This is a genomic window from Serratia sp. T13T92 (assembly GCF_047530105.1).
GTDB lineage: Bacteria > Pseudomonadota > Gammaproteobacteria > Enterobacterales > Enterobacteriaceae > Chania > Chania fonticola.
Genome location: NZ_JBLJAK010000007.1, coordinates 199,102 through 222,474 on the forward strand (window position 1 = coordinate 199,102; position 23,373 = coordinate 222,474).

At 55.5% G+C, this 23,373-nt stretch carries 19 protein-coding genes; 4 read left to right on the forward strand and 15 right to left on the reverse strand.

Annotated elements, in window-relative coordinates; translation table 11 throughout:
• Positions 1-25 precede the first annotated feature (25 nt).
• The 6 genes from glnB to purL all read right to left on the reverse strand — a co-directional run bounded on the left by glnB (position 26) and on the right by purL (position 10,474).
• Entirely contained in the window at positions 26-364 is a 339-nt protein-coding gene (glnB, locus tag ACMV5I_RS10445) for a nitrogen regulatory protein P-II (RefSeq protein ID WP_004847623.1), read from the reverse strand.
• 13 nt (positions 365-377) lie between these two features.
• Entirely contained in the window at positions 378-2,000 is a 1,623-nt protein-coding gene (locus ACMV5I_RS10450; RefSeq protein WP_411568856.1) for an NAD+ synthase, read from the reverse strand.
• Between the two features lie 99 nt (positions 2,001-2,099).
• Positions 2,100-3,440, reverse strand: a complete 1,341-nt coding sequence (glrR, locus tag ACMV5I_RS10455) for a two-component system response regulator GlrR (protein WP_021178888.1) — start codon at positions 3,438-3,440, stop codon at positions 2,100-2,102.
• Complete coding sequence (qseG, locus tag ACMV5I_RS10460) at positions 3,437-4,318, reverse strand: two-component system QseEF-associated lipoprotein QseG (protein WP_414824277.1); 882 nt, start codon at positions 4,316-4,318, stop codon at positions 3,437-3,439. Before qseG ends, glrR begins: the two co-directional genes overlap by 4 nt.
• A 3-nt stretch (positions 4,319-4,321) precedes the next feature.
• The gene (locus ACMV5I_RS10465; protein WP_024484266.1) at positions 4,322-5,758 is read right to left on the reverse strand and encodes a sensor histidine kinase; all 1,437 of its coding nucleotides are present in this window, start codon (positions 5,756-5,758) and stop codon (positions 4,322-4,324) included.
• Between the two features lie 822 nt (positions 5,759-6,580).
• Positions 6,581-10,474, reverse strand: a complete 3,894-nt coding sequence (purL, locus tag ACMV5I_RS10470) for a phosphoribosylformylglycinamidine synthase (protein WP_414824288.1) — start codon at positions 10,472-10,474, stop codon at positions 6,581-6,583.
• 275 nt (positions 10,475-10,749) lie between these two features.
• Here purL and mltF point away from each other — a divergent pair, with 275 nt between their 5' ends.
• Positions 10,750-12,207: a membrane-bound lytic murein transglycosylase MltF gene (gene mltF, locus ACMV5I_RS10475; protein ID WP_024484268.1), complete on the forward strand. Its 1,458-nt coding sequence runs from the start codon at positions 10,750-10,752 to the stop codon at positions 12,205-12,207.
• 19 nt (positions 12,208-12,226) lie between these two features.
• Here mltF and tadA read toward each other — a convergent pair whose 3' ends face one another.
• Positions 12,227-12,733 (reverse strand): tRNA adenosine(34) deaminase TadA, encoded by a 507-nt coding sequence (gene tadA, locus ACMV5I_RS10480; RefSeq protein WP_414824278.1) that lies wholly within the window; start codon positions 12,731-12,733, stop codon positions 12,227-12,229.
• Between the two features lie 338 nt (positions 12,734-13,071).
• Here tadA and yiaY point away from each other — a divergent pair, with 338 nt between their 5' ends.
• Positions 13,072-14,223, forward strand: coding sequence for an L-threonine dehydrogenase (yiaY, locus tag ACMV5I_RS10485; protein WP_024484270.1), 1,152 nt, complete (start codon positions 13,072-13,074; stop codon positions 14,221-14,223).
• Between the two features lie 39 nt (positions 14,224-14,262).
• On the opposite strand, the gene yfhb is transcribed toward yiaY, so the two are convergent.
• Positions 14,263-14,910, reverse strand: coding sequence for a phosphatidylglycerophosphatase C (gene yfhb / locus ACMV5I_RS10490; RefSeq protein ID WP_021178894.1), 648 nt, complete (start codon positions 14,908-14,910; stop codon positions 14,263-14,265).
• A 242-nt stretch (positions 14,911-15,152) separates the two neighbouring features.
• Between yfhb and ACMV5I_RS10495 the strand changes: the two genes are divergently transcribed.
• Positions 15,153-16,001 (forward strand): MurR/RpiR family transcriptional regulator, encoded by an 849-nt coding sequence (locus ACMV5I_RS10495; RefSeq protein ID WP_121607583.1) that lies wholly within the window; start codon positions 15,153-15,155, stop codon positions 15,999-16,001.
• Between the two features lie 53 nt (positions 16,002-16,054).
• Positions 16,055-16,315, forward strand: coding sequence for a YfhL family 4Fe-4S dicluster ferredoxin (locus tag ACMV5I_RS10500; RefSeq protein WP_021807691.1), 261 nt, complete (start codon positions 16,055-16,057; stop codon positions 16,313-16,315).
• A gap of 217 nt (positions 16,316-16,532) precedes the next feature.
• On the opposite strand, the gene acpS is transcribed toward ACMV5I_RS10500, so the two are convergent.
• The 7 genes from acpS to lepA all read right to left on the reverse strand — a co-directional run bounded on the left by acpS (position 16,533) and on the right by lepA (position 23,079).
• Positions 16,533-16,913, reverse strand: a complete 381-nt coding sequence (gene acpS / locus ACMV5I_RS10505; RefSeq protein ID WP_024486233.1) for a holo-ACP synthase — start codon at positions 16,911-16,913, stop codon at positions 16,533-16,535.
• The gene (pdxJ, locus tag ACMV5I_RS10510) at positions 16,913-17,644 is read right to left on the reverse strand and encodes a pyridoxine 5'-phosphate synthase (RefSeq protein ID WP_065686630.1); all 732 of its coding nucleotides are present in this window, start codon (positions 17,642-17,644) and stop codon (positions 16,913-16,915) included. Before pdxJ ends, acpS begins: the two co-directional genes overlap by 1 nt.
• 74 nt (positions 17,645-17,718) lie before the next feature.
• Complete coding sequence (recO, locus tag ACMV5I_RS10515) at positions 17,719-18,450, reverse strand: DNA repair protein RecO (protein WP_021178899.1); 732 nt, start codon at positions 18,448-18,450, stop codon at positions 17,719-17,721.
• A gap of 8 nt (positions 18,451-18,458) precedes the next feature.
• Positions 18,459-19,367, reverse strand: coding sequence for a GTPase Era (gene era / locus ACMV5I_RS10520; protein ID WP_202671242.1), 909 nt, complete (start codon positions 19,365-19,367; stop codon positions 18,459-18,461).
• Positions 19,364-20,044: a ribonuclease III gene (rnc, locus tag ACMV5I_RS10525; protein WP_021178901.1), complete on the reverse strand. Its 681-nt coding sequence runs from the start codon at positions 20,042-20,044 to the stop codon at positions 19,364-19,366. Before rnc ends, era begins: the two co-directional genes overlap by 4 nt.
• Before the next feature lie 226 nt (positions 20,045-20,270).
• Positions 20,271-21,248 (reverse strand): signal peptidase I, encoded by a 978-nt coding sequence (gene lepB, locus ACMV5I_RS10530; protein WP_414824279.1) that lies wholly within the window; start codon positions 21,246-21,248, stop codon positions 20,271-20,273.
• Positions 21,249-21,279: 31 nt separating this feature from the next.
• Entirely contained in the window at positions 21,280-23,079 is a 1,800-nt protein-coding gene (gene lepA, locus ACMV5I_RS10535; RefSeq protein ID WP_121607585.1) for a translation elongation factor 4, read from the reverse strand.
• Positions 23,080-23,373: the final 294 nt, after the last annotated feature.

The window sequence follows — 23,373 nt, forward strand, 5'->3', positions numbered from 1 at the left end:
GCTGCGCCCGTTCCACAGTCTGCGATTAAATCGCTTCTTCGTCCTGCTCGCCGGTACGGATACGCACCACACGGGCCACGTCGAAGACAAAGATTTTACCGTCGCCGATTTTACCGGTCTGCGCCGTCTGCATGATGGTTTCCACACAGGTGTCCACGATATCGTCAGCCACTACGATCTCGATTTTAACCTTTGGCAGGAAGTCGACCATATACTCGGCACCACGGTACAGTTCGGTATGGCCCTTCTGGCGACCAAAGCCTTTCACTTCTGTCACCGTCATGCCGGTGATGCCTACTTCGGCCAGTGCTTCACGCACGTCATCCAGTTTGAAGGGCTTGATAATCGCGTCAATTTTTTTCATTTTTATTCCTTAATTACCAATTTTTACGGCCAAAGCCGGAGGTGATCGGGTAGCGGCGGTCTTTGCCAAAGTTACGAGCGGTAATGCGCGGCCCGACGGCGGCCTGACGGCGTTTATACTCGTTGATATCCACCAGGCGGATCACCTTGCGCACCACGGCTTCTTCAAAGCCCTCAGCAACCAGATCGGCAACCGATTTATCGCGCTCGACATAACCTTCCAGAATAGCATCCAGAATGTCATACGGTGGCAGGCTGTCCTGATCGAGCTGATCCGGCGCCAGTTCAGCAGACGGTGGACGATCGATCACCCGCTGAGGGATCACGTAGGAGACAGTATTACGGTATTCGGAAAGCTTGAACACCAGGGTTTTCGGCACATCTTTCAATACGTCGAAGCCACCGGCCATATCACCATACAGCGTGCAATACCCGACAGCCACCTCGCTTTTGTTACCCGTGGTTAACACGATGCTACCGCGTTTGTTAGACAAGGCCATCAGCACCACGCCACGGCAGCGGGCCTGCAGGTTTTCTTCAGTGGTATCCCGTGCGGTATCAGCAAACATCGGGGCGAGCTGGCCCATAAAGGCGTCGAACATCGGTTCAATCGAGACGATGTCAAATTCGATGCCGAGGATTTCGGCCTCTTCCTTGGCATCGGCGATGCTGATATCTGCCGTATAGCGGAACGGCATCATCAAGGCCTGAACCTTGTCTTTGCCCAACGCATCCACGGCGATCGCCAGGGTCAGTGCCGAGTCGATCCCGCCAGACAAGCCCAGCACAGCGCCTTTGAAACCGTTCTTGGTCACATAGTCGCGTACGGCCAGCACCAGCGCTTCATACACCTGCGCCAGCTGTGGCAACTCTGCTGCCGGAGCCGTCATCGGCACCACTTCCAGGCCTTTGAACTCAAGCAGAGTCACCTGCTCGGCGAAAGCCGCCAGACGATGAGTCATTTTGCCAGTGGCATCAAAGACTTTTGAACAGCCGTCGAAAATCAGTTCATCCTGCCCGCCGATCTGATTCAGATAGACCAACGGTAGACCGGTACGCTGGCAGTGGCCCGCCATCAGGGTTTTGCGGATATACGGCTTTTCACGGTTATACGGGGAAGCGTTGATCGACAGCAGGATCTCTGCCCCCGCCGCTTTCGCCGCATCGACCGGTTCCGGGAACCACAGGTCTTCGCAGATCAGCAGCCCCAGGCGGTAGCCCTTCAGCTCCACCACGCAGTTTTTATCGCCCGCATGGAAATAGCGCTTCTCATCGAATACGCCGTAGTTAGGCAGCTGTTGCTTGAAGTAACGAGCCTGCAAAGCCCCCTCAGAGAACAATGACAGCGCGTTATACAGTTTGCCGTCTTCACGCCACGGGTGGCCAACCAGGATTGCCACATCGGCGGAGGCCTGCTGCAAGCGGCTTAGCTGAGTATCGCAACGCTGGTAGAAATCATCACGGTACAGCAGGTCTTCCGGCGGATAGCCGGACAGCGCCAGTTCAGTGAACATGACCAGATCGGCTCCCGCCTTCTGCTGCTCCTGCACGGTTTGCAACATGCGCTCGCTGTTGCCTTCAATATCGCCCACCAGCAAATTCAGCTGGGCCAACGCAATGGAAAGTGATCTGCTCATATCTCTATGGTCTGCCATGCCACAACAAAGAAACCGGAGTGTAAATCATTCCGGCTACTTTGTTGAGAACCTGCGCATGCAGGTTCAGAAAAGAAAACATCATTCTTTGAAATCGTTGGCATCCAGTTCATGGCGCGACAACAATTTATAGAACTCAGTACGGTTACGGCCCGCCATGCGCGCGGCCTGGGTGACGTTACCCTTGGTGATCTGCAACAGTTTACGTAGATAGTGTAATTCAAACTGGTTGCGCGCCTCGACAAAGGTTGGCAGCGCCGTGTTTTCCCCTTCCAGCGCCTGCTCAACCAGCGCTTCACTGATCACCGGCGCCGTGGTCAATGCCACACACTGCTCGATCACGTTCACCAACTGGCGCACGTTGCCGGGCCAGCTGGCGGTCATCAGGCGTTTCATGGCATCGGAGGAGAAGCTGCGTACAAAAGGTTTGTGGCGCAGCGCCGAAGCACGTAGCAGATGGTTGGCCAGCAGCGGGATATCTTCGGCTCGCTCGTTGAGCGCCGGTATTTTCAGGTTAACCACGTTCAGACGGTAATAGAGATCTTCACGGAACTCGTTTTTTACCATCGCTTTCGGCAGATCGCGGTGGGTGGCGGAAATGATGCGTACGTCAATATCCAGATCGCGGTTGCTGCCCAGTGGGCGCACCTTGCGTTCCTGCAACACGCGTAGCAATTTTACCTGCAGCGAGAGCGGCATATCGCCAATCTCATCCAGGAACAGCGTGCCCCCCTCTGCCGCCTGGAACAAGCCTTCACGGCTGCTGACGGCACCGGTGAACGCCCCTTTGGCATGGCCAAACAGCTCCGACTCCAGCAGTTGCTCCGGCAACGCACCGCAGTTGATGGCGATAAAGGCTTTTTTGGCCCGTGGGCTGGCCGCATGGATGGCCTGTGCCAGCACCTCTTTGCCGGTGCCGCTCTGGCCATTGATCAGCACGCTGACGTCCGACTGGGCGACCATCTTGGCCTGTTCAAGCAACCGCAGCATAATCGGGCTACGGGTGACAAAATCCTCACGCCAGCTGTCATCACCGGCAGGGATCGACGACAGCGACAACGCTTCATCGATCGCCTTATACAACGCATCACGATCGACCGGCTTGGTCAGGAAGCTGAACACCCCTTGTTGGGTCGCCGCCACCGCGTCTGGGATAGAACCGTGGGCAGTCAGAATGATCACCGGCATCCCCGGCTGGTATTTCTGGATTTCGGCAAACAGCGCCATACCGTCCATTTCATCCATCCGCAGATCGCTGATCACCAGGTCGATCTTTTCGCGGGCCAGCAGGCGCAAAGCCTCTTGACCGCTTTCCGCCGTGGTAACGTGAAAACCTTCGCTGGTCAGGCGCATTCCCAACAGTTTAAGCAGGCTGGGATCGTCGTCAACCAACAAAAGATTGGCCGGTTTGCGAGCTGTCATTGCGCTGGGGACTCCTTGTTAGCCGCGGGCGGCGTGTAGGTCTCTTCCGGCTCTACCGGCAAGGCGGTTCCGGTTTCAGTCACCGGGGCTGGCTCTGCGGACTCGGCCGCTTTGGCGGGCGCTGCGGGCTTGCCTGCGGCATCTGCTTTAGGCTGCGCCACGCTGCTTTCCGGGATTTCTCCCTGCAGTTGCTTGCGTGACGAGAGCTGGCGTTCGATATCGGTCAGGTTCTCCAGTTTGCGGGATGTCTCCTGCAACTGGCTCTGCAGATGGATCTGGTTCTGGCGCAGCGAATCGATCTGGCTGTCTGAGCTTTCCTGCAGGTGCTGGTAACGCGCCCGCTCGTCAAACAGGCTCACTTGCAACGCCTGCTGCTGACGCCACAGTTGCAGCAATGGGCGCAGCGAGTTAGGGAATTCGAGGCGATAGCTGTTCAGACGATCGATGATCTGGCGGCGCTCGTTCGAGCTCGGCTCAGCGCTGCCCAGCAAAATGCTTTGCTTGAACACGTTCTGCCAATTGTTGCCCGGCAGGGTTTTCGCTAACGCTCTGGCCTGCGTGGAGCCGATACGATCGGCGCAGTCTATCGCCCGCAGCCAAAAGAGTGAGTTTTCCAAGGCTTCTTTTTCGTCAAGCTGCCATAACGTATCGCAAGACGCAATGCGGTAATCCACCACCTTGGTATCCGGGATCGCTTCCTGTTGCTGCTGGGCCGGGCCGCTACTGACGGCACGATCGACACAGCCGATCAGCAGAAACGGGGCAAAAAGGATCGTGCCCAAAAAAGAAAGCGAATGTTTGCCGAGCGGTGCGCGTAGAGAAACACGCGGTGAACCTTCGGTCTGCGATTGATAAGCGCGATTAGACCCTGTGTACATTATTTATTCATTCTCGGCGGTTAATGGCAATTCAATACGGAAGCAGACGTCGGCATCGGCGAGATCCACCAATGTCAATTCGCCACGCATGCGGCGAATACAGTCCTGTGCAATGCTCAGCCCCAGTCCGCTTCCTTTAACGGCCCCTTTTCTCTGGTGACTCCCCTGGAAAAAAGGCTCAAAAATCATGGTTCTTTCCGCTTGCGGGATCGCGCTGCCGGTATTGGCAACGTCAATCTGTACCCGCTGGCCGACCTGGCGGCTGCGGATCCAAATGTTACCGGATTCCTTGCCGTAGTGCACCGCATTGGAGTAGAGATTATCCAGTACGCGCATTAATAGCGTAGGCTCTGCCCAGCAGATTTCCGCCTCAAGTTTGACTTCCGTGCGGATCATCTTGGCACGTGCCGGCAAACTGTGGGCGGCGACCACCATGTCCACCAGTTCTTCCAGCTCGACGTTTTCATGTTCCGACGGGCCATCGGCCAGTTTGCGGTTGTAATCCAGCAGTTGCTCAATCAGCAATTGCAGATGGCGGCTGCTCTGGTCGAGGATCGCCACCACCTCTTTCTGATCGGAGGTGAGCGGGCCTGCCACACCATCGGCCAACAGCTCGGTGCCTTCACGCATGCTGGCCAGCGGCGTTTTCAGCTCATGGGAGATATGGCGCAGGAACTCATGGCGCTGCGATTCCAGCCAGGCCAGGCGCTCGCTCAACCAAACAATGCGCTGAGCCAAAGAACGCAGTTCACGCGGGCCTTTAAAGGATGCCGTCATGCCGATGGGCCGCCCTTCCCCCAGGCGGTTAATCATACGCTCAACGGCCTTGACGGGCCCGATAATCATGCGGGTAAACAGCACCACCAACAGCACGCTGACCAGGAACAGCAACAGCGCCTGCCAGCCAAAGTATTGGCCACGCTCGGCGATCGCCTGCTGCAGTTGCTGCCCACGGGAAAAGATCACGGTACGGGTGGCCTGGACCATTTCGGCGTTGGAATGTGAAAAAGACTCTAACAGCAGTGAAGCGTCCTTGTCCGGCCCGCTGCTCTGGCACTTGATGGTAGAAAGCTGAGTCAGCAGTTTACGTAGTGTCTGGTAGTAACGTTCGTCCGGCAGGATCGGGGCGTGGGCATCCAGCATTTGTGAATACTGTTTACGCTGGTTCTGGTACAGCCGCTCCAGGGTCGGATCGACCAGTACGCAATACTGGCGATAGCTGCGCTCCATTTCCAGCGCCACGCTGGTCATTGCCTCACTACGGCGGGCATCCACCAACGTCGTACGGTTGATATCCGCCGCCTGCGCGCTGAGATGATCCAGGCTTTGGTAGGCCTGATAAGCCAATACCAGCAGCGGTAACAGCACCAGCAGGAACGCCATTACGACCAATTGGCGCAACGAGCGTGGAAATAGACGCCATCTTTTCAAAGAAATCATCTCATTATCTCTAGTCTGCCCAGATGCTAACCGACAATCCGGGGAGAGAAAAGCCCGGCAGCGGATTAATGGCGTTCAGATAAGCAAAAACGCGTTATCCCAAAAGAGGAAACTGATGTGGTTTGAGAACGTATCGAGGGAAATTACGGAGGCAATGCGGTTTGGATGTTGACGCTGGGGCATGATGCCCCATCGCAAGGAATATGTGGATGCCCTTACTCCTCGTCCCCAGGTGATGTAGCACTAGGCTGGCATCTGATCAGGACGAATAGCATCCAAAAAGTATCCGGGATTGATGAACATATCATCACAGTTGGATACTAGGCGGTGCCTCACTCCACGTGTCGTCCGATGCTTGATAAAGTCGCTTGCGCGTCTGTTATCGGTTTGGTTGGACGATAGGCACCATTTCTTAGGCATCATTCGGAGGCTTATGAGGCGCTGTTCCGTACTAGACGGGGCCAATCATAAAAAGTTGAATGAGCAACTGATAGTTATAATGCACCTTCCGTGCCAACTTTATAAAAACATTCACATGACATTGTTTATTAACGACAATTTATTTTAAGGTCACTTCCAGCGCTCTACCTGGGTAGTCGAGCTTGAGTATTAATCCGACATACCGTCGCCAAAACACGACAACTAAATCCAATCGCTTTAACCCTGATTAAAATCAATGAGTTAAATGTCTCTTTTTAGAGACAGGCAATATGGCCTTTGTCTCAAAAAACCGACATACGGGCTAACCACTTAAAAAATAAAGAAATAAAAAAGGCGCCAACGCGGCGCCTCAGTAAACTTTCACGCAAACCTCAGGTTAAATCACCCCAGTTGCTTGCGGGCGTTGCGGAACATACGCATCCAAGGGCTGTCTTCACCCCACTCCTCTGGATGCCAGGAGTTGCTGACAGTGCGGAACACGCGTTCCGGATGCGGCATCATTACGGTGGCGCGGCCATTGCTGCTGGTCACTGCGGTAATGCCATTCGGTGAACCGTTCGGGTTGGCAGGGTAAGCTTCGGTCACTTGACCATGGTTGTCGACAAAGCGTAACGCAACCAGGCCGTGATGTTCCAATGCCGCCAGATGCGCCGCATCGCGCACTTCTACATGGCCTTCACCATGAGAAACGGCAATCGGCATGCGCGAGCCTGTCATACCTTGCATAAACAGCGACGGGCTACTGGCCACTTCCACCAGGCTGAAGCGCGCTTCGAAACGATCCGACAGGTTGCGCACAAAGCGCGGCCAATGTTCAGCCCCCGGGATCAGTTCACGCAGGTTGGACATCATCTGGCAACCGTTACAAACGCCCAGCGCCAAGGTCTGCGGGCGATGGAAGAAATCGGCAAACTCATCGCGTACGCGCTCGTTGAACAGTATCGATTTCGCCCAGCCTTCTCCAGCCCCCAACACGTCACCATAAGAGAAGCCGCCGCAGGCAACCAGCGTGTGGAACTCTTGCAAATCGCGGCGGCCAGCCAGCAGATCGCTCATGTGAACATCAACCGCATCGAAACCGGCACGGTGGAACGCCGCCGCCATCTCAACGTGGGAGTTAACCCCTTGCTCACGCAATACCGCAACCTTAGGGCGAGCGCCCTTGGCGATATAAGGTGCCGCGATGTCGTCATCGGTTGCGAAGGTCAGCTTGACGTTCAGGCCCGGATCGCGTTCGTCCTGCTTGGCCTGATGCTCCTGATCGGCACATTCCGGATTATCACGCAGGCGCTGCATCTGCCAGGTGGTTTCAGCCCACCAGGTACGCAGGGTGCTGCGGCTTTCGCTGTACACCGGTTTGCCAGCGCTGGTGATAACGAAACGATCGCCACTCAGCGCCTGGCCAAGGTGATGCACGTTATCCGTCAGACCGTGTTGGGCAAATACTTGCTGTACGGCTGCCAACTGCGCAGCAGGCACCTGGATCACTGCACCCAGCTCTTCGTTGAACAAGGCAGCCAAGGCGTCGGAACCCAGCGCCTGAATATCGACTTCCACGCCGCAATGCCCGGCAAACGCCATCTCGGCCAAGGTGACCAACAGGCCGCCATCGGAGCGGTCGTGATAGGCCAACAGCGCACGATCCGCCACCAGCTGCTGCATCGCGTTGAAGAAACCGGCCAATTGCTCCACGTTGCGAACATCGGCTGGCTTATCGCCCAGTTGGCGATAAACCTGCGCCAACGCCGTTGCCCCCAGGGCATTGTGGCCATTACCCAGGTCGATCAGTAACAGCGCGCTATCACCCTTGTCGGTACGCAGTTGCGGCGTCACGGTGTGGCGCACATCTTCCACGCGAGCAAATGCGGTGATCACCAGCGACAGCGGTGACGTCATTTCCCGCTGTTCATTGCCTTCCTGCCAGCGGGTTTTCATCGACATCGAGTCTTTACCCACCGGAATGGTGATACCCAGCGCTGGGCAAAGTTCTTCACCCACCGCCTTTACCGCTTCATACAGACCGGCATCTTCGCCAGGGTGGCCCGCTGCGGCCATCCAGTTGGCGGAAAGTTTCACCCGCTTGAGCGAACCGATTTCCACCGCGGCCAGGTTGGTCAGCGCTTCCCCTACCGCCAGGCGGCCAGAGGCGGCAAAATCCAGCAATGCGACGGGAGCACGCTCACCGATCGACATCGCTTCCCCGTAATAGCTGTCCAGGCTGGCCGTGGTTACCGCACAGTCGGCTACCGGGATCTGCCATGGGCCGACCATCTGGTCACGCGCAACCATGCCGGTGACAGTACGGTCACCAATGGTGATCAGGAAGGTTTTCTCCGCGACGGCTGGCAAATGCAGCACGCGCTTGACCGCATCGGCAATGGTGATGCCAGCACGCTGCAACGCTTCTCCGCTCGCCTGTTGACGTTTCACGTCGCGGGTCATTTTTGGCGTTTTGCCCAGCAGTACATCCAACGGCATGTCGATCGGCTGATTGTCAAAGTGGCGATCGTTGAGCGTCAGATGGCGTTCTTCCGTCGCCTCGCCAATCACCGCGAAAGGCGCGCGCTCACGGCGGCAGATCTCCTCAAAGGTCGCCATCTGCTCAGGCGCTACCGCCATCACATAACGCTCTTGGGATTCGTTACACCACACTTCCAGCGGGCTCATGCCCGGTTCGTCGTTGAGAATGTCACGCAATTCGAAACGACCACCGCGGCCACCATCGCTAACCAGTTCCGGCATCGCGTTCGACAGGCCACCAGCACCCACATCGTGAATAAACAGGATCGGGTTGCTATCGCCCATCTGCCAGCAGCGGTCAATCACCTCTTGGCAACGGCGTTCCATTTCCGGGTTATCACGCTGTACCGAAGCAAAATCCAGATCGGCATCAGACTGGCCAGAGGCCATCGACGAAGCCGCTCCACCGCCCAAACCGATATTCATCGCCGGGCCACCCAGCACCACCAGTTTGGCACCAACAGTGATCTCACCTTTTTGCACATGATCGGCGCGGATGTTGCCCAGGCCGCCTGCCAGCATGATCGGTTTATGGTAGCCACGCAGCTCAACGCCGTTGTGGCTATTGACGCGCTCTTCATAAGTACGGAAGTAACCGACCAGCGCCGGGCGTCCAAACTCGTTATTGAATGCCGCGCCGCCCAATGGGCCTTCGGTCATGATATCCAGCGCGGTGACGATGCGATCCGGTTTGCCGAAATCCTGTTCCCAAGGCTGTTCGAACCCCGGAATACGCAGGTTGGAAACCGAGAACCCTACCAGGCCAGCTTTCGGCTTCGCGCCACGGCCGGTTGCGCCTTCGTCGCGGATCTCACCGCCAGAACCGGTCGCAGCGCCTGGCCAAGGCGAGATCGCCGTTGGGTGGTTGTGGGTTTCCACCTTCATCAGGATGTGTGCTTCTTCCTGATGATAGTCATACAGGCCGCTTTGCGGCGCGGCAAAGAAGCGCCCCACCTGGGAGCCTTCCATCACCGCCGCGTTGTCTTTATAGGCAGAAAGCACGTAGTCCGGCGTCTGCTCAAAGGTATTTTTGATCATTTTGAACAGCGACTTCGGTTGCTGTTCGCCGTCGATGATCCAGTCGGCGTTGAAAATCTTATGGCGGCAATGTTCGGAGTTGGCCTGTGCGAACATGTACAGCTCAATATCCGTTGGGTTGCGCCCCAACTCGGTAAAGGCGGCCAGCAGGTAGTCGATCTCGTCCTGCGCCAGTGCCAACCCTAACTTGGTGTTGGCCTGTTCCAGCGCGCTGCGACCTTGCGCCAGGATATCCACCGTCTGATACGGTGCGGGCTGATGATGAGAGAACAGTGTTTCCGCCTGTTGCAGCTCGCTGAATACCGTTTCCATCATGCGATCGTGCAGCAAGGTGGCAAGCTGTTGCCACTGGGCATCGGTCAAGGTCGGTGCTGTGACATAAAATGCCAGGCCGCGCTCAAGACGAACCACCTGCGTCAGGCAACAGTTATGGGCGATATCGGTGGCTTTGGAAGACCACGGCGAAATGGTGCCCGGGCGCGGCGTCACCAACAGCAGGCGACCTTGCGGAGCATGTTCAGCGAGAGAAGGGCCGTACTTGAGCAACCGCTGCAGCTTGGCCTGCTCTTCGGCGCTTAGCGGTGCGCTGACATCGGCAAAGTGAACGTACTCGGCATAGATATCACCGATCGGCAGTTGAGCATCCTGGCAGCGGGACAGTAGTTTGGTAATACGAAAAGCCGACAAAGCGGGCGAACCACGCAGTATTTCCATAATCAAAGTTCTCTCGTCTTCGAAGCAACTGGGTTCAGCACTTCATTGGGCGCAACAGGGGGAAAACGCGCGCCATTATAGATAATCCGCGCCGCCGACGAAACCGTTTGCGTAGCTATTATTGATAAAAGCTATTCTCGCTGCCGAATTCTCATAACCTATCAATAAAGTTGCGCGCTGGCGTAATGTTGCGCAAAATGCCCCGGCACTGGTGATTTAACCATGAAAAAATCCTGATTACGGTCAACATAAAGTGTGCATCTATTTGAGATAACTATTTGAAACGCCTAAAAATAAATTACATTCTAATCGGTGTTGTGGCCCTGCTGCTGGCGCTTGCCCTGTGGCCCAATATCGCCTGGCGTGGTGGACAGGGAGGCCAACTCGAGGCGATCAAAGCGCGGGGGGAACTGCGCGTCAGCACGTTAAACTCACCGTTAACCTATTTCACTACCCCGCAGGGGCCGAGTGGCCTTGACTATGAGCTGGCCAAAAGCTTTGCCAACTACCTGGGAGTCAAGCTGGTGGTGATCCCACACCAAAACATCAATGACCTGTTTGACGATCTTGATGATGACAATGCCGATATTCTCGCCGCCGGGCTGATCTACAACCGGGATCGCCTCAGCCGCTCCAGTACCGGCCCAGCGTATTATTCCGTTTCCCAGCAATTGGTTTACCGGCTGGGAACCACGCGGCCAAAAACCTTTGCCGATATCAAAGGCAAGCTGGCGGTGGCCTCCGGTTCGGCGCACGTCAGCACGCTAAAGCAGCTCAAACAAAGCAAATACCCTGACCTCAGTTGGGAAGCGTCAAGCGATATGACCTCGAAAGAGCTGCTGGAACAGGTGGCCGATGGCAAGCTGGATTACACCATCGGCGACTCCGTGACCATTGCCCTGCTGCAGCGCATCCATCCACAGCTGGCCGTCGCTTTTGACATTACCGATGAAGAACCAGTGACCTGGTATCTGAAGCGCAGCGATGACGATAGCCTGTACGCCGCGCTGCTGGATTTTTATAGCCAAAGGGTAGAAGACGGCACGCTGGCCCGCTTGGAAGAGAAGTATCTGGGGCACGTGGGCAGTTTTGACTACGTCGATACCAAAACCTTCCTGTCGGCCATCGACTCGGTATTGCCCACTTTCCGCTCGCTGTTTGAAAAGTATGCCAGCGAAATTGACTGGAAGCTGTTGGCCGCCATCGCCTACCAGGAATCACACTGGAATCCGCAGGCGACCTCCCCCACCGGTGTCCGTGGGCTGATGATGCTGACCAGAGCCACCGCCGAAGGCCTGGGCGTCACCGACAGGCTCGATCCGGAACAGAGTATCCAAGGCGGGGCACTCTATCTGCAGCGTCTGATGGAGAAAGTGCCCGATACGGTGCCGGAAGATGAACGGATCTGGTTCGCACTGGCCGCCTATAACATGGGATGGGGCCATATGCTGGACGCACGTAAACTCACCAAAAGCCAGCAAGGCAACCCCGACAGTTGGGTCGATGTGAAACAGCGCCTGCCGATGCTGAGCCAGAAGCGCTACTATCCGTCACTCACCTATGGCTATGCCCGTGGCCGCGAAGCCTATAACTACGTGGAAAACATCCGCCGTTATCAGGTCAGCCTGGTGGGATATCTGTTGGAAAAAGAGAAGAAGGCAGTAGAAGCGATGAAACAGGCCGAACTGGCCAAGGGCTATCCGGCCGTGGAAGCCAAACTGGCGCTCGCCCTGTAGTTATTCTCAAGATAAGTAGTTATTGCGGGTCTTTTCCGGCTCGCTGCGCCAGTTTCAGCGCTTTTTTCTGCTCGCGGCGCATGCGGAAAAAGTTGCTGAGGGTGGCGGCGCACTCTTCTGCCAGCACGCCCGATACGATTTCTACCTGATGATTCATGCCCGGATGGCGCAGAATATCCACCAGTGAACCCACTGCTCCGGTTTTTTCATCGGCCGCACCGTATACCAAACGACGGATGCGGCTGTGCACCATAGCCCCGGCGCACATCACGCAAGGCTCCAGCGTGACATACAGCGTGGCATTCAGCAGGCGGTAATTCTGCAAAACCGCTCCCCCCTGCCGCAGCGCCATGATTTCAGCATGAGCGGTGGGATCGTGGCGGCCGATCGGCCGGTTCCAACCTTCGCCAATCACCTGATTGTCCTGCACCAGCAGCGCCCCAACCGGCACCTCACCTTCTTCCAGCGCACGTTGAGCCAGGCTTAACGCCTGACGCATCCAATACTCATCACTATATTCATTCACTACATCAATCCTCGTGCGCATCGCGGCGGGCATTATACACACTAGTCCCTTTTGCCGCAGCCACTCGGCCTTGTTGATGCAAATAAGCTTGAAAAACCCTAAACCCGCCACGTTTGTCGATCGCTTAAAACACCACCAACAAATCAATAACATCATATTTAATGATGATTAAATTTTGTTCATTTCTTAAAATTTCAGATAAAAGTTATAAACTGGTGGAAAATCAATCTGTAAAATTAAGCAAATTTTTTCTAACTAAATTGTGATAGATCATATTCTCTTAAGCATTAGCGCGATAATGTTTACCTCACGCAAAAAGCCTTTATAAGGAGTAGGTTATGGCTGCCTCAACATTCTTTATCCCTTCCGTCAACATGATTGGTTCCGGCTGTCTGGAAGACGCGGCAAAAACCATGAAAGAGCATGGTCTGCATAACGCACTGATCGTGACCGACAAGGTTTTGAACGGCATTGGCGTCGTAGCTCAGGTGCAAGCCCTGTTAGCGGCACAGAACATTGAAAGCTGCGTCTATGACGGCACACATCCCAACCCGACCACGGAAAACGTAAAACAGGGCCTGGCACTGTTGCGCGAACATCACTGTGACTGTGTCGTTTCTCTGGGTGGCGGTTCGCCGCATGACTGTGCGAAAGGGATTGCCCTGGTCGCCGCTAACGGCGGGGAAATCAAAGACTATGAAGGGGTTGATCGCTCAGCTAAGCCGCAGTTGCCGGTCGTTGCGATCAACACCACTGCGGGTACCGCTTCCGAGATGACACGTTTTTGTATCATCACCGACGAAGCGCGCCACATCAAAATGGCGATTGTCGACAAGCACGTCACTCCGATCCTGTCGGTCAACGATCCTCACCTGATGGCTGGCATGCCGAAAGGCCTGACCGCCGCCACCGGTATGGATGCTCTGACCCACGCTATCGAAGCTTACGTCTCCAGCGCCGCCAACCCAATCACCGATGCCTGCGCGCTGAAAGCCGCCACCATGATTGCCGAGTCTTTACGTGATGCGGTCAACGACGGGCAAAACATGCAGGCGCGCGAGAACATGGCCTATGCCCAGTTCCTGGCCGGTATGGCATTTAATAACGCCTCATTGGGTTATGTGCACGCTATGGCGCACCAGTTGGGTGGCTTCTACAACCTGCCACATGGCGTGTGTAACGCCGTGCTGCTGCCGCACGTGCAAGAGTTCAATACTCAGGTTGCCGCAGGGCGTCTTAAAGACATTGCCGCCGCTATGGGCGTAAATGTTGCAGGCCTTAGCGATGAGCAAGGGGCTGCCGCTTGTATCGCCGCCATTCGCCAACTGGCGAAAGATGTGGGAATTCCTGCTGGCTTACGCGATCTGCAGGTCAAAGAAGAAGACTTTGCTACGTTAGCCACTAACGCCCTGAACGATGCCTGTGGATTCACCAATCCAATCCAGGCAAGCCACGAACAGATTATGGCAATCTTTAAAGCAGCCATGTAACCGCTGCCAGGCTCCCTCGTTTTACTGGGGGAGCCTTATTTAATCCAACTGCTGTAACTCGCCTTCTTTACCCACCCGCCAACGGTGTTCGCAAAAATAGAGCAAAGGGTTATCCTGCTTGCTGTCGCTGTAGCCACTGAACAATTTCAATGGCGCTCCCAGACGCTGCTCCAGTTGCACCACCTTTTGTACTCCCAGGCAGCGCATGGGCAACACCCAGCCCCCGTAGCGACGCACAATGCTGCTCCCCACCAGCCGTACCCGTGGCAGGAACGCAGAATCCCGATAAACCTGCTCCACCAGCCGTTCCGGCGAGCCGGTGATCAACCACACTTGAGCATCCTGGGCATCCAGGTACTGACGCAAACGCATCTGTACGACCGGAAAAGCGGTGACCTTACGGCGAAAATAGTCGACGAATTTCGCCTCCAGCGCTTTCAGCCTAGCCTCTGAGCGGCCAAAGGTCATTGCCCACAATAGCAGGCTCATGGGCCAGCGAGTTGCCCGCCCACCGATCAACAAACCCAATCCGATAATGGGCAACAGCGGCACCACCAGCACCAGGTTCAACGGCAGATGCCGTAGCAAAAAGCGCAGGAAACTGCCAAACATGTCTTCCTGATGCAAGGTGCCATCCAGATCGAAAAATACCACGCGCTGGGCCTGTGCAACCGGTTTGTCAGTCAAACGTTACTCCTCAGGATCGTTGACCCCATTATGCAGGTGAAAATACAACCGGCTATTATCGTAATCACTAGACCGACCAGATACAACCGACATTGGTCAACGCCAAAGGCGCGTTAACCCATCAATACCACCCTATAGCCATAGTGTTGCTGCAAGCGCTTTAGCGACCTGCTCACAAAAATGATTGCTGCCCGTTTTACCACCGGCATGGCAGAATGCTGGCTGGCTCAAAGGAAAAAACCATGAGTACCCTTCTTCGCATTCGTCAGATTTACCCAACGCTGGCACAAAACGATCGCAAACTGGCGGACTTTCTGTTGGATAACGCCGAACAGGCCCGCCACCTCAGCTCACAAAAGCTGGCCCAGTTGGCCGGTGTCAGCCAATCAAGCGTGGTCAAGTTCGCCCAGAAACTGGGCTACAAGGGATTTCCGGCGCTGAAACTGGCATTGGGTGAGGTGCTGGCTCAACCGCAGGTCGCACCGGTGGTGACGGTCCATAACCACATCCTCAGCAGCGATCCACTCAAAACCGTCGGTGAGAAATTGCTGCTGGAAAAGCAGGCCGCATTACGAGCTACTCTGGATATCAACAGTGAACAGCGGCTGCTTACCGCCCTGGAGATGGTGCGTGCGGCGCGGCGGGTGATCTTGGTCGGCATCGGGGCTTCCGGGCTGGTGGCCAAAGACCTGTCGTTCAAGCTGCTAAAGATTGGCGTGATGGCGGTAGCAGAAGCGGATATGTACGTTCAACTGGCGACGATAAAGGCGCTGAGCAGGGAGGATCTGCTGCTGGCGATCTCGTTTAGCGGCGAACGGCGTGAAATCAACCTGGCCGCCGAAGAAGCGCGTATTGCCGGAGCCAAAGTGTTGGCACTGACCAGCTTCTCGCCTAATGGCCTACAGCAGCGGGCCGATCACTGCCTTTATACCATTGCGCAAGAGCCCAATATCCGCAGCGCGGCGATATCTTCCAGCACCGCGCAGTTCGCCCTGACCGACCTGCTGTTTATGGCGCTGCTCCAACACGAGCTCGATCATACCCACGATCGCATCCACCACAGCGAACAATTAGTGAAAAAACGGGTGTAAGGCGTATAATCTGCGCTCCGCGAAATACCCCTGTAAATAATGAGAGAGTTGCCATGGCCCTGCTAATCACACGCAAATGTATCAACTGCGATATGTGCGAGCCGGAATGCCCGAACCAGGCGATTTCGATGGGGGATGAGATTTATCAGATCGATGCTAACCGCTGCACCGAATGCGTGGGGCATTACGAGACCCCAACCTGCCAGCAGGTGTGCCCGATCGATAACACCATCATTACCGATCCGCAGCACGTAGAGAACCAGGAACAGCTGTGGGATAAGTTTGTCGTGCTGCACCATGCCGATAGCTTGTGAGTCAATCGCCCCTCACCCTAACCCTCTCCCAAAAGGAGAGGGGACCGATCGAGTTCGCTAATTTTTCTGCGTAATACCCCACCATTCTTCCTTCTCGCACCCATTTCCCGAAGGTGCACAGCCAACCAAGCGCTCCGGCCAGCCCCTTCTCCCTGTGGGAGAAGGTTGGGATGAGGGGACTAGATTGACTCCGGCACCTGGCAACCACTCTGGGCAATTACCCCTCGATGATCACCGTAGCACAGGCATAGCGGCGTTCATCCGCCAGAGAAACGTGGATCGATTTCACCCCCATCTCCTGCGCCAGCTCGGCAGCACGTTCATGCAGCCGGATATTGGGTTTACCCAGGCCATCATTGAACACTTCGAACTGATTGAACGCCAGGCCGTTGCGGATGCCGGTGCCGAACGCCTTGGCGGCGGCCTCTTTGACCGCAAAACGTTTCGCCAGGAAGCGTACCGGCTGCTGATGCTGCTGATACACCTCCCATTCGGCCGGGCTTAGCACCCGGCGAGCCAGGCGATCGCCGCTGCGTTCGACCACCGCTTCGATACGCGCCATCTCCACGATGTCGGTTCCCAAGCCCAGTACCGCCATTAGCGACGCGCTTCCCGCATCAGCAGTTTCATGTCCGCCACCGCGGCAGGTAAACCACTCATCACCGCCTGGCCAATGATGGCATGGCCGATATTCAGCTCATACATCTCTGGCAGCGCGGCGATCGGCTGCACGTTATGATAGGTCAAACCGTGGCCCGCATTCACCTTCAGGCCTTTGCTGGCCGCGTAGGTGGCCGCTTTGGCAATGCGCTTTAGCTCGGCTTGAATGGCCAGATCGCCCTGCGCTTCGGCATAGGCACCGGTATGGATCTCGATATAAGGTGCGCCTACGGCCACCGCCGCGTCGATCTGACGGTGATCGGCATCGATAAACAACGAAACCAAAATGCCAGCCTGTGCCAGGCGTTCAACCGCCACGGCCATTTTGTCCTGCTGACCGGCCACGTCCAGCCCGCCTTCGGTGGTTACTTCCTGACGTTTTTCCGGCACCAGACAACAAAACTGAGGTTTCAGCTCAATGGCGATATCGAGCATTTCATCGGTGACGGCCATTTCCAGATTCATACGGGTCTGGATGGTTTGACGCAGGATACGCACGTCGCGGTCGGTGATATGACGGCGATCTTCACGCAGGTGAACGGTGATGCCATCGGCCCCCGCCTGCTCGGCAATAAATGCCGCCTGCACCGGATCCGGGTAGTTGGTGCCGCGCGCGTTACGTAACGTGGCAATATGATCGATATTGACGCCCAGCAGTAAATCAGCCATGACAACCCTCTACTAAGTCATTTTCAGTAGCAGCAGTTTACACGGGCGAGCAAAACGGCAAAAGCAGAAACCGCTTAGGCTTCGTCGACGGGGGTATCGGGTTGTTTGCGCACGAACTGGCGAAACAGTTCACGGCTCTTCAGCGGCTTACCGCCGAGATAGGGTTTCAGCGCCATGCGGGTAAAGCGCTTGGCTGCACGCAGGGTTTCTGCATCGGGGAACTGGCGTTCATCCAGGGCGCGGAGTTCACGGCCGGTAAAACTGTAATGATCCACCACCAGGCTGGCAATAAAGCCTTTTTCTTCGCGATAGCGATAGGTCATGCCGTCATCCACCGGCTCGCCGCTGCCAGCACAATGGAGGAAATCCAGCCCGTAACCCAGGTGCCCCAACAGCGCCAACTCGAACTGCCGCAGGGCATGCTCCGGGGAGCTATCTTCCGCCGCCAGGGCCTGTAAGCATTGCAGATAATCGAAGAACAATACCGAATAGTTGCCTTCCTGCTCCAGCACCCGTGACAACAGTTCATTCACGTAAAGGCCGCTGTAAAGCATCATGCCGCTGAGGGGTAAACCAAGGGAGACAGCTTCGGCACCGCGCAGCGTTTTGACTTCGCCACGACCGCCCCAGCGTACTAACAGAGGAGTAAAGGGTTGCAAGCAACCCTTTAGATTGGAACGGCGACTGCGTGCGCCTTTTGCCAGCAAGCGCACCCGCCCATGACCTTCCGTGAACAGGTCCAGCATCAGGCTGGTTTCACTAAAGGGTCGCCCATGCAGGACGAAAGCGCGCTCCCAGCCATCCATAGGAGGTATTACTTCAGATCGTCGGTATAACCCAGGCTACGCAGCGCACGTTCGTCGTCCGCCCAGCCCGATTTCACTTTCACCCACAGTTCCAGATGCACTTTGGCTTCAAACATCTGTTCCATGTCCTGACGGGCTTCAATCCCGATAGTCTTGATCTTCGAACCTTTGTTGCCGATAACCATCTTCTTCTGGCCTTCACGCTCAACCAGGATCAGACCGTGCACGTCGTAACCACCGCGCGCATTCGGTACAAACTGTTCGATCTCGACCGTCACCGAGTAAGGCAGCTCTTCACCCAGGAAACGCATCAGCTTTTCACGGATGATTTCCGACGCCATAAAGCGCTGGGAACGGTCAGTGATGTAATCGTCCGGGAAGTGGTGTTCCGCTTCCGGTAACACTTTGCGTGCGATAGCCGCGATAGTGTCCACGTTCATGCCTTTTTCGGCAGAGATCGGCACCACATCGAGGAAGTTCATCTGCTGGCTGAGGAACGCAATGTGCGGCAACAGCTTGGATTTGTCGGTAACGTTGTCGACCTTGTTGATCGCCAGCAGCACCGGGCTTTTCAGTCCGCGCAGCTTGTTGACCACCATTTCATCATCGGCAGTCCAGTTCGTGCCTTCTACGACGAAGATCACCAGCTCGACGTCGCCGATTGAGCTGCTGGCCGCGCGGTTCATCAAACGGTTGATGGCGCGCTTTTCTTCGATATGCAGACCCGGGGTGTCGACGTAAATGGCCTGATAAGGGCCATCGGTATCGATACCCATAATACGGTGACGGGTCGTCTGTGGTTTACGCGAGGTGATGGAGACTTTTTGCCCCAGCAGTTGGTTCAGCAACGTGGATTTTCCCACGTTGGGACGACCTACGATCGCAATAAAACCGCAGTATTGTTTTTCTTCGCTCATTCAAGCTCCAGCTTTTTCAGCGCTTGTTCCGCTGCCGCCTGCTCGGCTTTACGGCGGCTTGAGCCGGTGCCCACGACGGGCTCGCTCAAACCACTCACCTGACAGTGGATAGTAAACTCCTGATCGTGCGCCTCACCGCGAACCTGCACCACCAGATATGTTGGCAACGGCAGATGACGACCTTGTAAAAACTCCTGCAAGCGGGTTTTCGGGTCTTTCTGCTTATCACCGGGGCTGATTTCGTCCAACCGGCTACGATACCAGTCCAAAATCAGTCGCTCAACGTTTTGAATATCGCTATCCAGGAACACACCGCCAATCAGTGCCTCCACCGTATCCGCCAGGATCGACTCGCGGCGGAATCCACCACTTTTCAGCTCACCCGGCCCAAGGCGCAAACACTCGCCCAGATCGAATTCGCGCGCCATCTCCGCCAACGTATTGCCCCGCACCAGCGTGGCACGCATGCGGCTCATGTCTCCTTCGTCTACGCGAGGAAAACGCTGGTAGAGCGCATTGGCGATGACAAAACTAAGGATCGAATCACCCAGAAACTCAAGACGTTCATTGTGTTTACTGCTGGCGCTACGGTGAGTTAACGCTTGCAGTAAGAGCTCCTGCTGTTGAAAAGTGTAGCCCAGCTTCCGCTGTAGCCTGTTTATTACGATGGGGTTCATGAGTTACCAATAGATCAAGAATGCGTCAAAAACTTGCAGCATACGGAACAGGCCTGCTTTGCCAAAAGCCAATCCAAAGCTGTTTCGTTTGCAGTGGCGCCCAAAAGGGGCCAACTTTTATCGCTCGAGGGGCTATTCTACAACGAGTGGAAATATATTGCTGCGATTATATAGACCCATTGCCTGTCAAACTGCAGCCTAATTGGCTGCAGTTTGCAAAACGCTATTAGTGAATACCACCGATACGGCTCAATCTGACGCCCGTTGGCCATTCACCTTCCTGCTTTTCAAAACTCATCCAGATCGCGGTGGCTTTACCTACCAGATTCTTCTCAGGTACGAATCCCCAATAACGGCTGTCTGCACTATTATCGCGGTTATCGCCCATCATGAAGTAATGGCCGGCTGGCACTACCCACTCGCCCAACTGCTGGCCTGTTTGCTGATAGTAAGCACCGACCTGATCCTGTGCACCGGGCACGGTCAGAATGCGGTGAGTCACGTTGCCCAGAGTTTCCTTGCGTTCGCCAAGGCGAATACCGCCCTGTGGCACGTTATCCGTCAGTGGGATCTGGAAGAAACCATTGCTGGTTTCGCCCATGCCGCTGCGGGTAAACATCTGCACAAAATCGCTCGGTTGCATATCGCTGTAGGTGACCGCCAATGCGGTATCACACGCCTGGCCACTATTACAGGACTCTTGCACCGTCACGCGCTTATTCACCGGATCATAGGTCACGCGATCGCCAGGTACGCCAATCACGCGTTTGATATAATCCAGTTTGGTGTCGCGTGGATATTTAAATACCGCAATATCGCCGCGCTTGGGATGACCGGTTTCAATTAGCGTGGTCTGGGTGATCGGATCCTTTACGCCGTAGGCAAATTTTTCCACCAGAATGAAATCACCAATCAACAGCGTCGGCATCATTGAACCTGAAGGGATCTGGAACGGTTCGTAAATAAACGAACGCACCACAAATACCAACAGCAATACCGGGAACACCGAAGCCCCGGTTTCAACCCAACCCGGCTGCCTGGCCACTTTCGCCAAGGCCGCTTCGTCGATCGTTCCAGCCGCCTGTGCATTGACCGCCGCGATTTTCGCCCGGCGTGCCGGCGCCCATTTAAAGCGCTCAAAGCACCAGATGATCCCGGTCACCAAAGTGGCTAACGCCAGGATCAAGGCAAACATATTCGCCATGCAAACTCCCTAGTTACGCGAGCTTTCGCTCTTACTTACCGTCTTTACCCACGTGCAGAATGGCCAGGAACGCTTCCTGCGGCAACTCAACGTTACCCACCTGCTTCATGCGTTTTTTACCGTCTTTCTGCTTCTGCAGCAGCTTCTTCTTACGGCTGACGTCGCCGCCGTAGCACTTGGCCAACACGTTTTTACGCAGCTGTTTCACCGTAGAACGAGCGATGATATGCGTGCCGATCGCCGCCTGGATCGCAATATCAAATTGCTGGCGTGGGATCAGCTCTTTCATTTTCTCAACCAGTTCACGGCCACGATACTGCGCGTTATCACGGTGAGTGATCAGCGCCAGCGCATCTACCCGTTCGTTGTTGATCAACACGTCAACGCGCACCATGTCCGAGGTCTGGAAACGTTTGAAGTTATAGTCCAGTGACGCGTAACCGCGCGAGGTGGATTTCAAGCGGTCAAAGAAGTCTAGCACCACTTCGGCCATTGGGATTTCGTAGGTCAGCGCCACCTGGTTACCGTGGTAAACCATGTTGGTCTGTACGCCACGCTTCTCAATACACAGCGTGATCACGTTGCCCAGATATTCCTGCGGCATCAGCATGTGACACTCAGCAATCGGCTCACGCAGTTCAGCGATGTTATTCAACGGCGGCAGCTTGGAAGGGCTGTCGACGTAGATGGTTTCATTGCCGGTGGTTTCGACCTCATACACTACCGTAGGTGCCGTAGTGATCAGTTCCAGATCGTATTCACGCTCCAGACGCTCCTGAATGATCTCCATGTGCAGCAGACCCAGGAAGCCACAGCGGAAGCCAAAGCCCAACGCGGTAGAGCTCTCTGGTTCATAGAACAGGGAGGCGTCGTTCAGGCTCAGCTTGCCCAGCGCATCACGGAAGGCTTCATAATCGTCGGAACTGATCGGGAACAGGCCGGCATACACCTGTGGCTTCACTTTTTTAAAGCCTGGCAGCATTTTGTCTGCTGGCTGGCGAGCCAGCGTCAAGGTATCGCCCACTGGCGCGCCGAGGATATCTTTAATGGCGCAGACCAACCAGCCCACTTCGCCACAGTTCAGCACGTCGCGATCAACACGTTTCGGGGTGAAAATCCCCAAACGGTCAGCGTTATAAGTTTGGCCAGTACTCATGACCTTAACTTTATCGCCCTTGCGCAGGGTGCCGTTTTTCACGCGGATCAGGGAGACAACGCCAAGGTAGTTATCAAACCAGGAATCGATGATCAGCGCCTGCAGCGGAGCATCCGCATCACCTTCTGGTGGCGGGATATCACGCACCAGACGCTCCAGCACTTCAGGCACGCCAACGCCGGTTTTTGCCGAGCAGCGCACCGCGTCAGTCGCATCAATGCCCACGATATCTTCGATTTCCTGTGCGGCGCGATCCGGATCGGCGGCAGGCAGGTCAATCTTGTTCAACACCGGCACCACTTCCAGATCCATGTCCAGTGCGGTATAGCAGTTAGCCAAGGTCTGGGCTTCTACGCCCTGCCCGGCATCCACCACCAGCAATGCACCTTCACAGGCGGCCAGTGAGCGTGAAACCTCATAGGAGAAGTCAACGTGCCCAGGGGTGTCGATAAAGTTAAGGTGGTAAACCTGCCCATCCTTGGCTTTATAGTCGAGCGTTACGCTCTGCGCTTTGATGGTAATACCACGCTCACGTTCCAGATCCATAGAATCCAGTACCTGTGCGGCCATTTCACGTTCGGTCAGGCCGCCGCAGATTTGGATAATACGGTCAGACAGCGTCGACTTACCGTGGTCAATATGGGCAATGATAGAAAAATTTCTTATGTGTTTCATTTAATTAGTTTTTCTGCCTTGGTATTTCTGAATTACTCGCCTATGGAACCCGCATGGACATAAAGCGACGGTGAATGGGTCGGCTATTTTTCGCCTGAATCGCAGCATTCTACATGCCACAACACTGAAAACCTAGCAATCGGTGTTGGGAAGCTATTCGATTATACGTAGTTTAGTGTTACAACGCGCCGCAGTTGATGAAAGCAGATATTAACGCGGCGAAGGCCTGATAAAAATTGTGGGTTAATTGCGCCAATCCTCTTTGCCAGACACTATTTACCCGGTGGTAATACA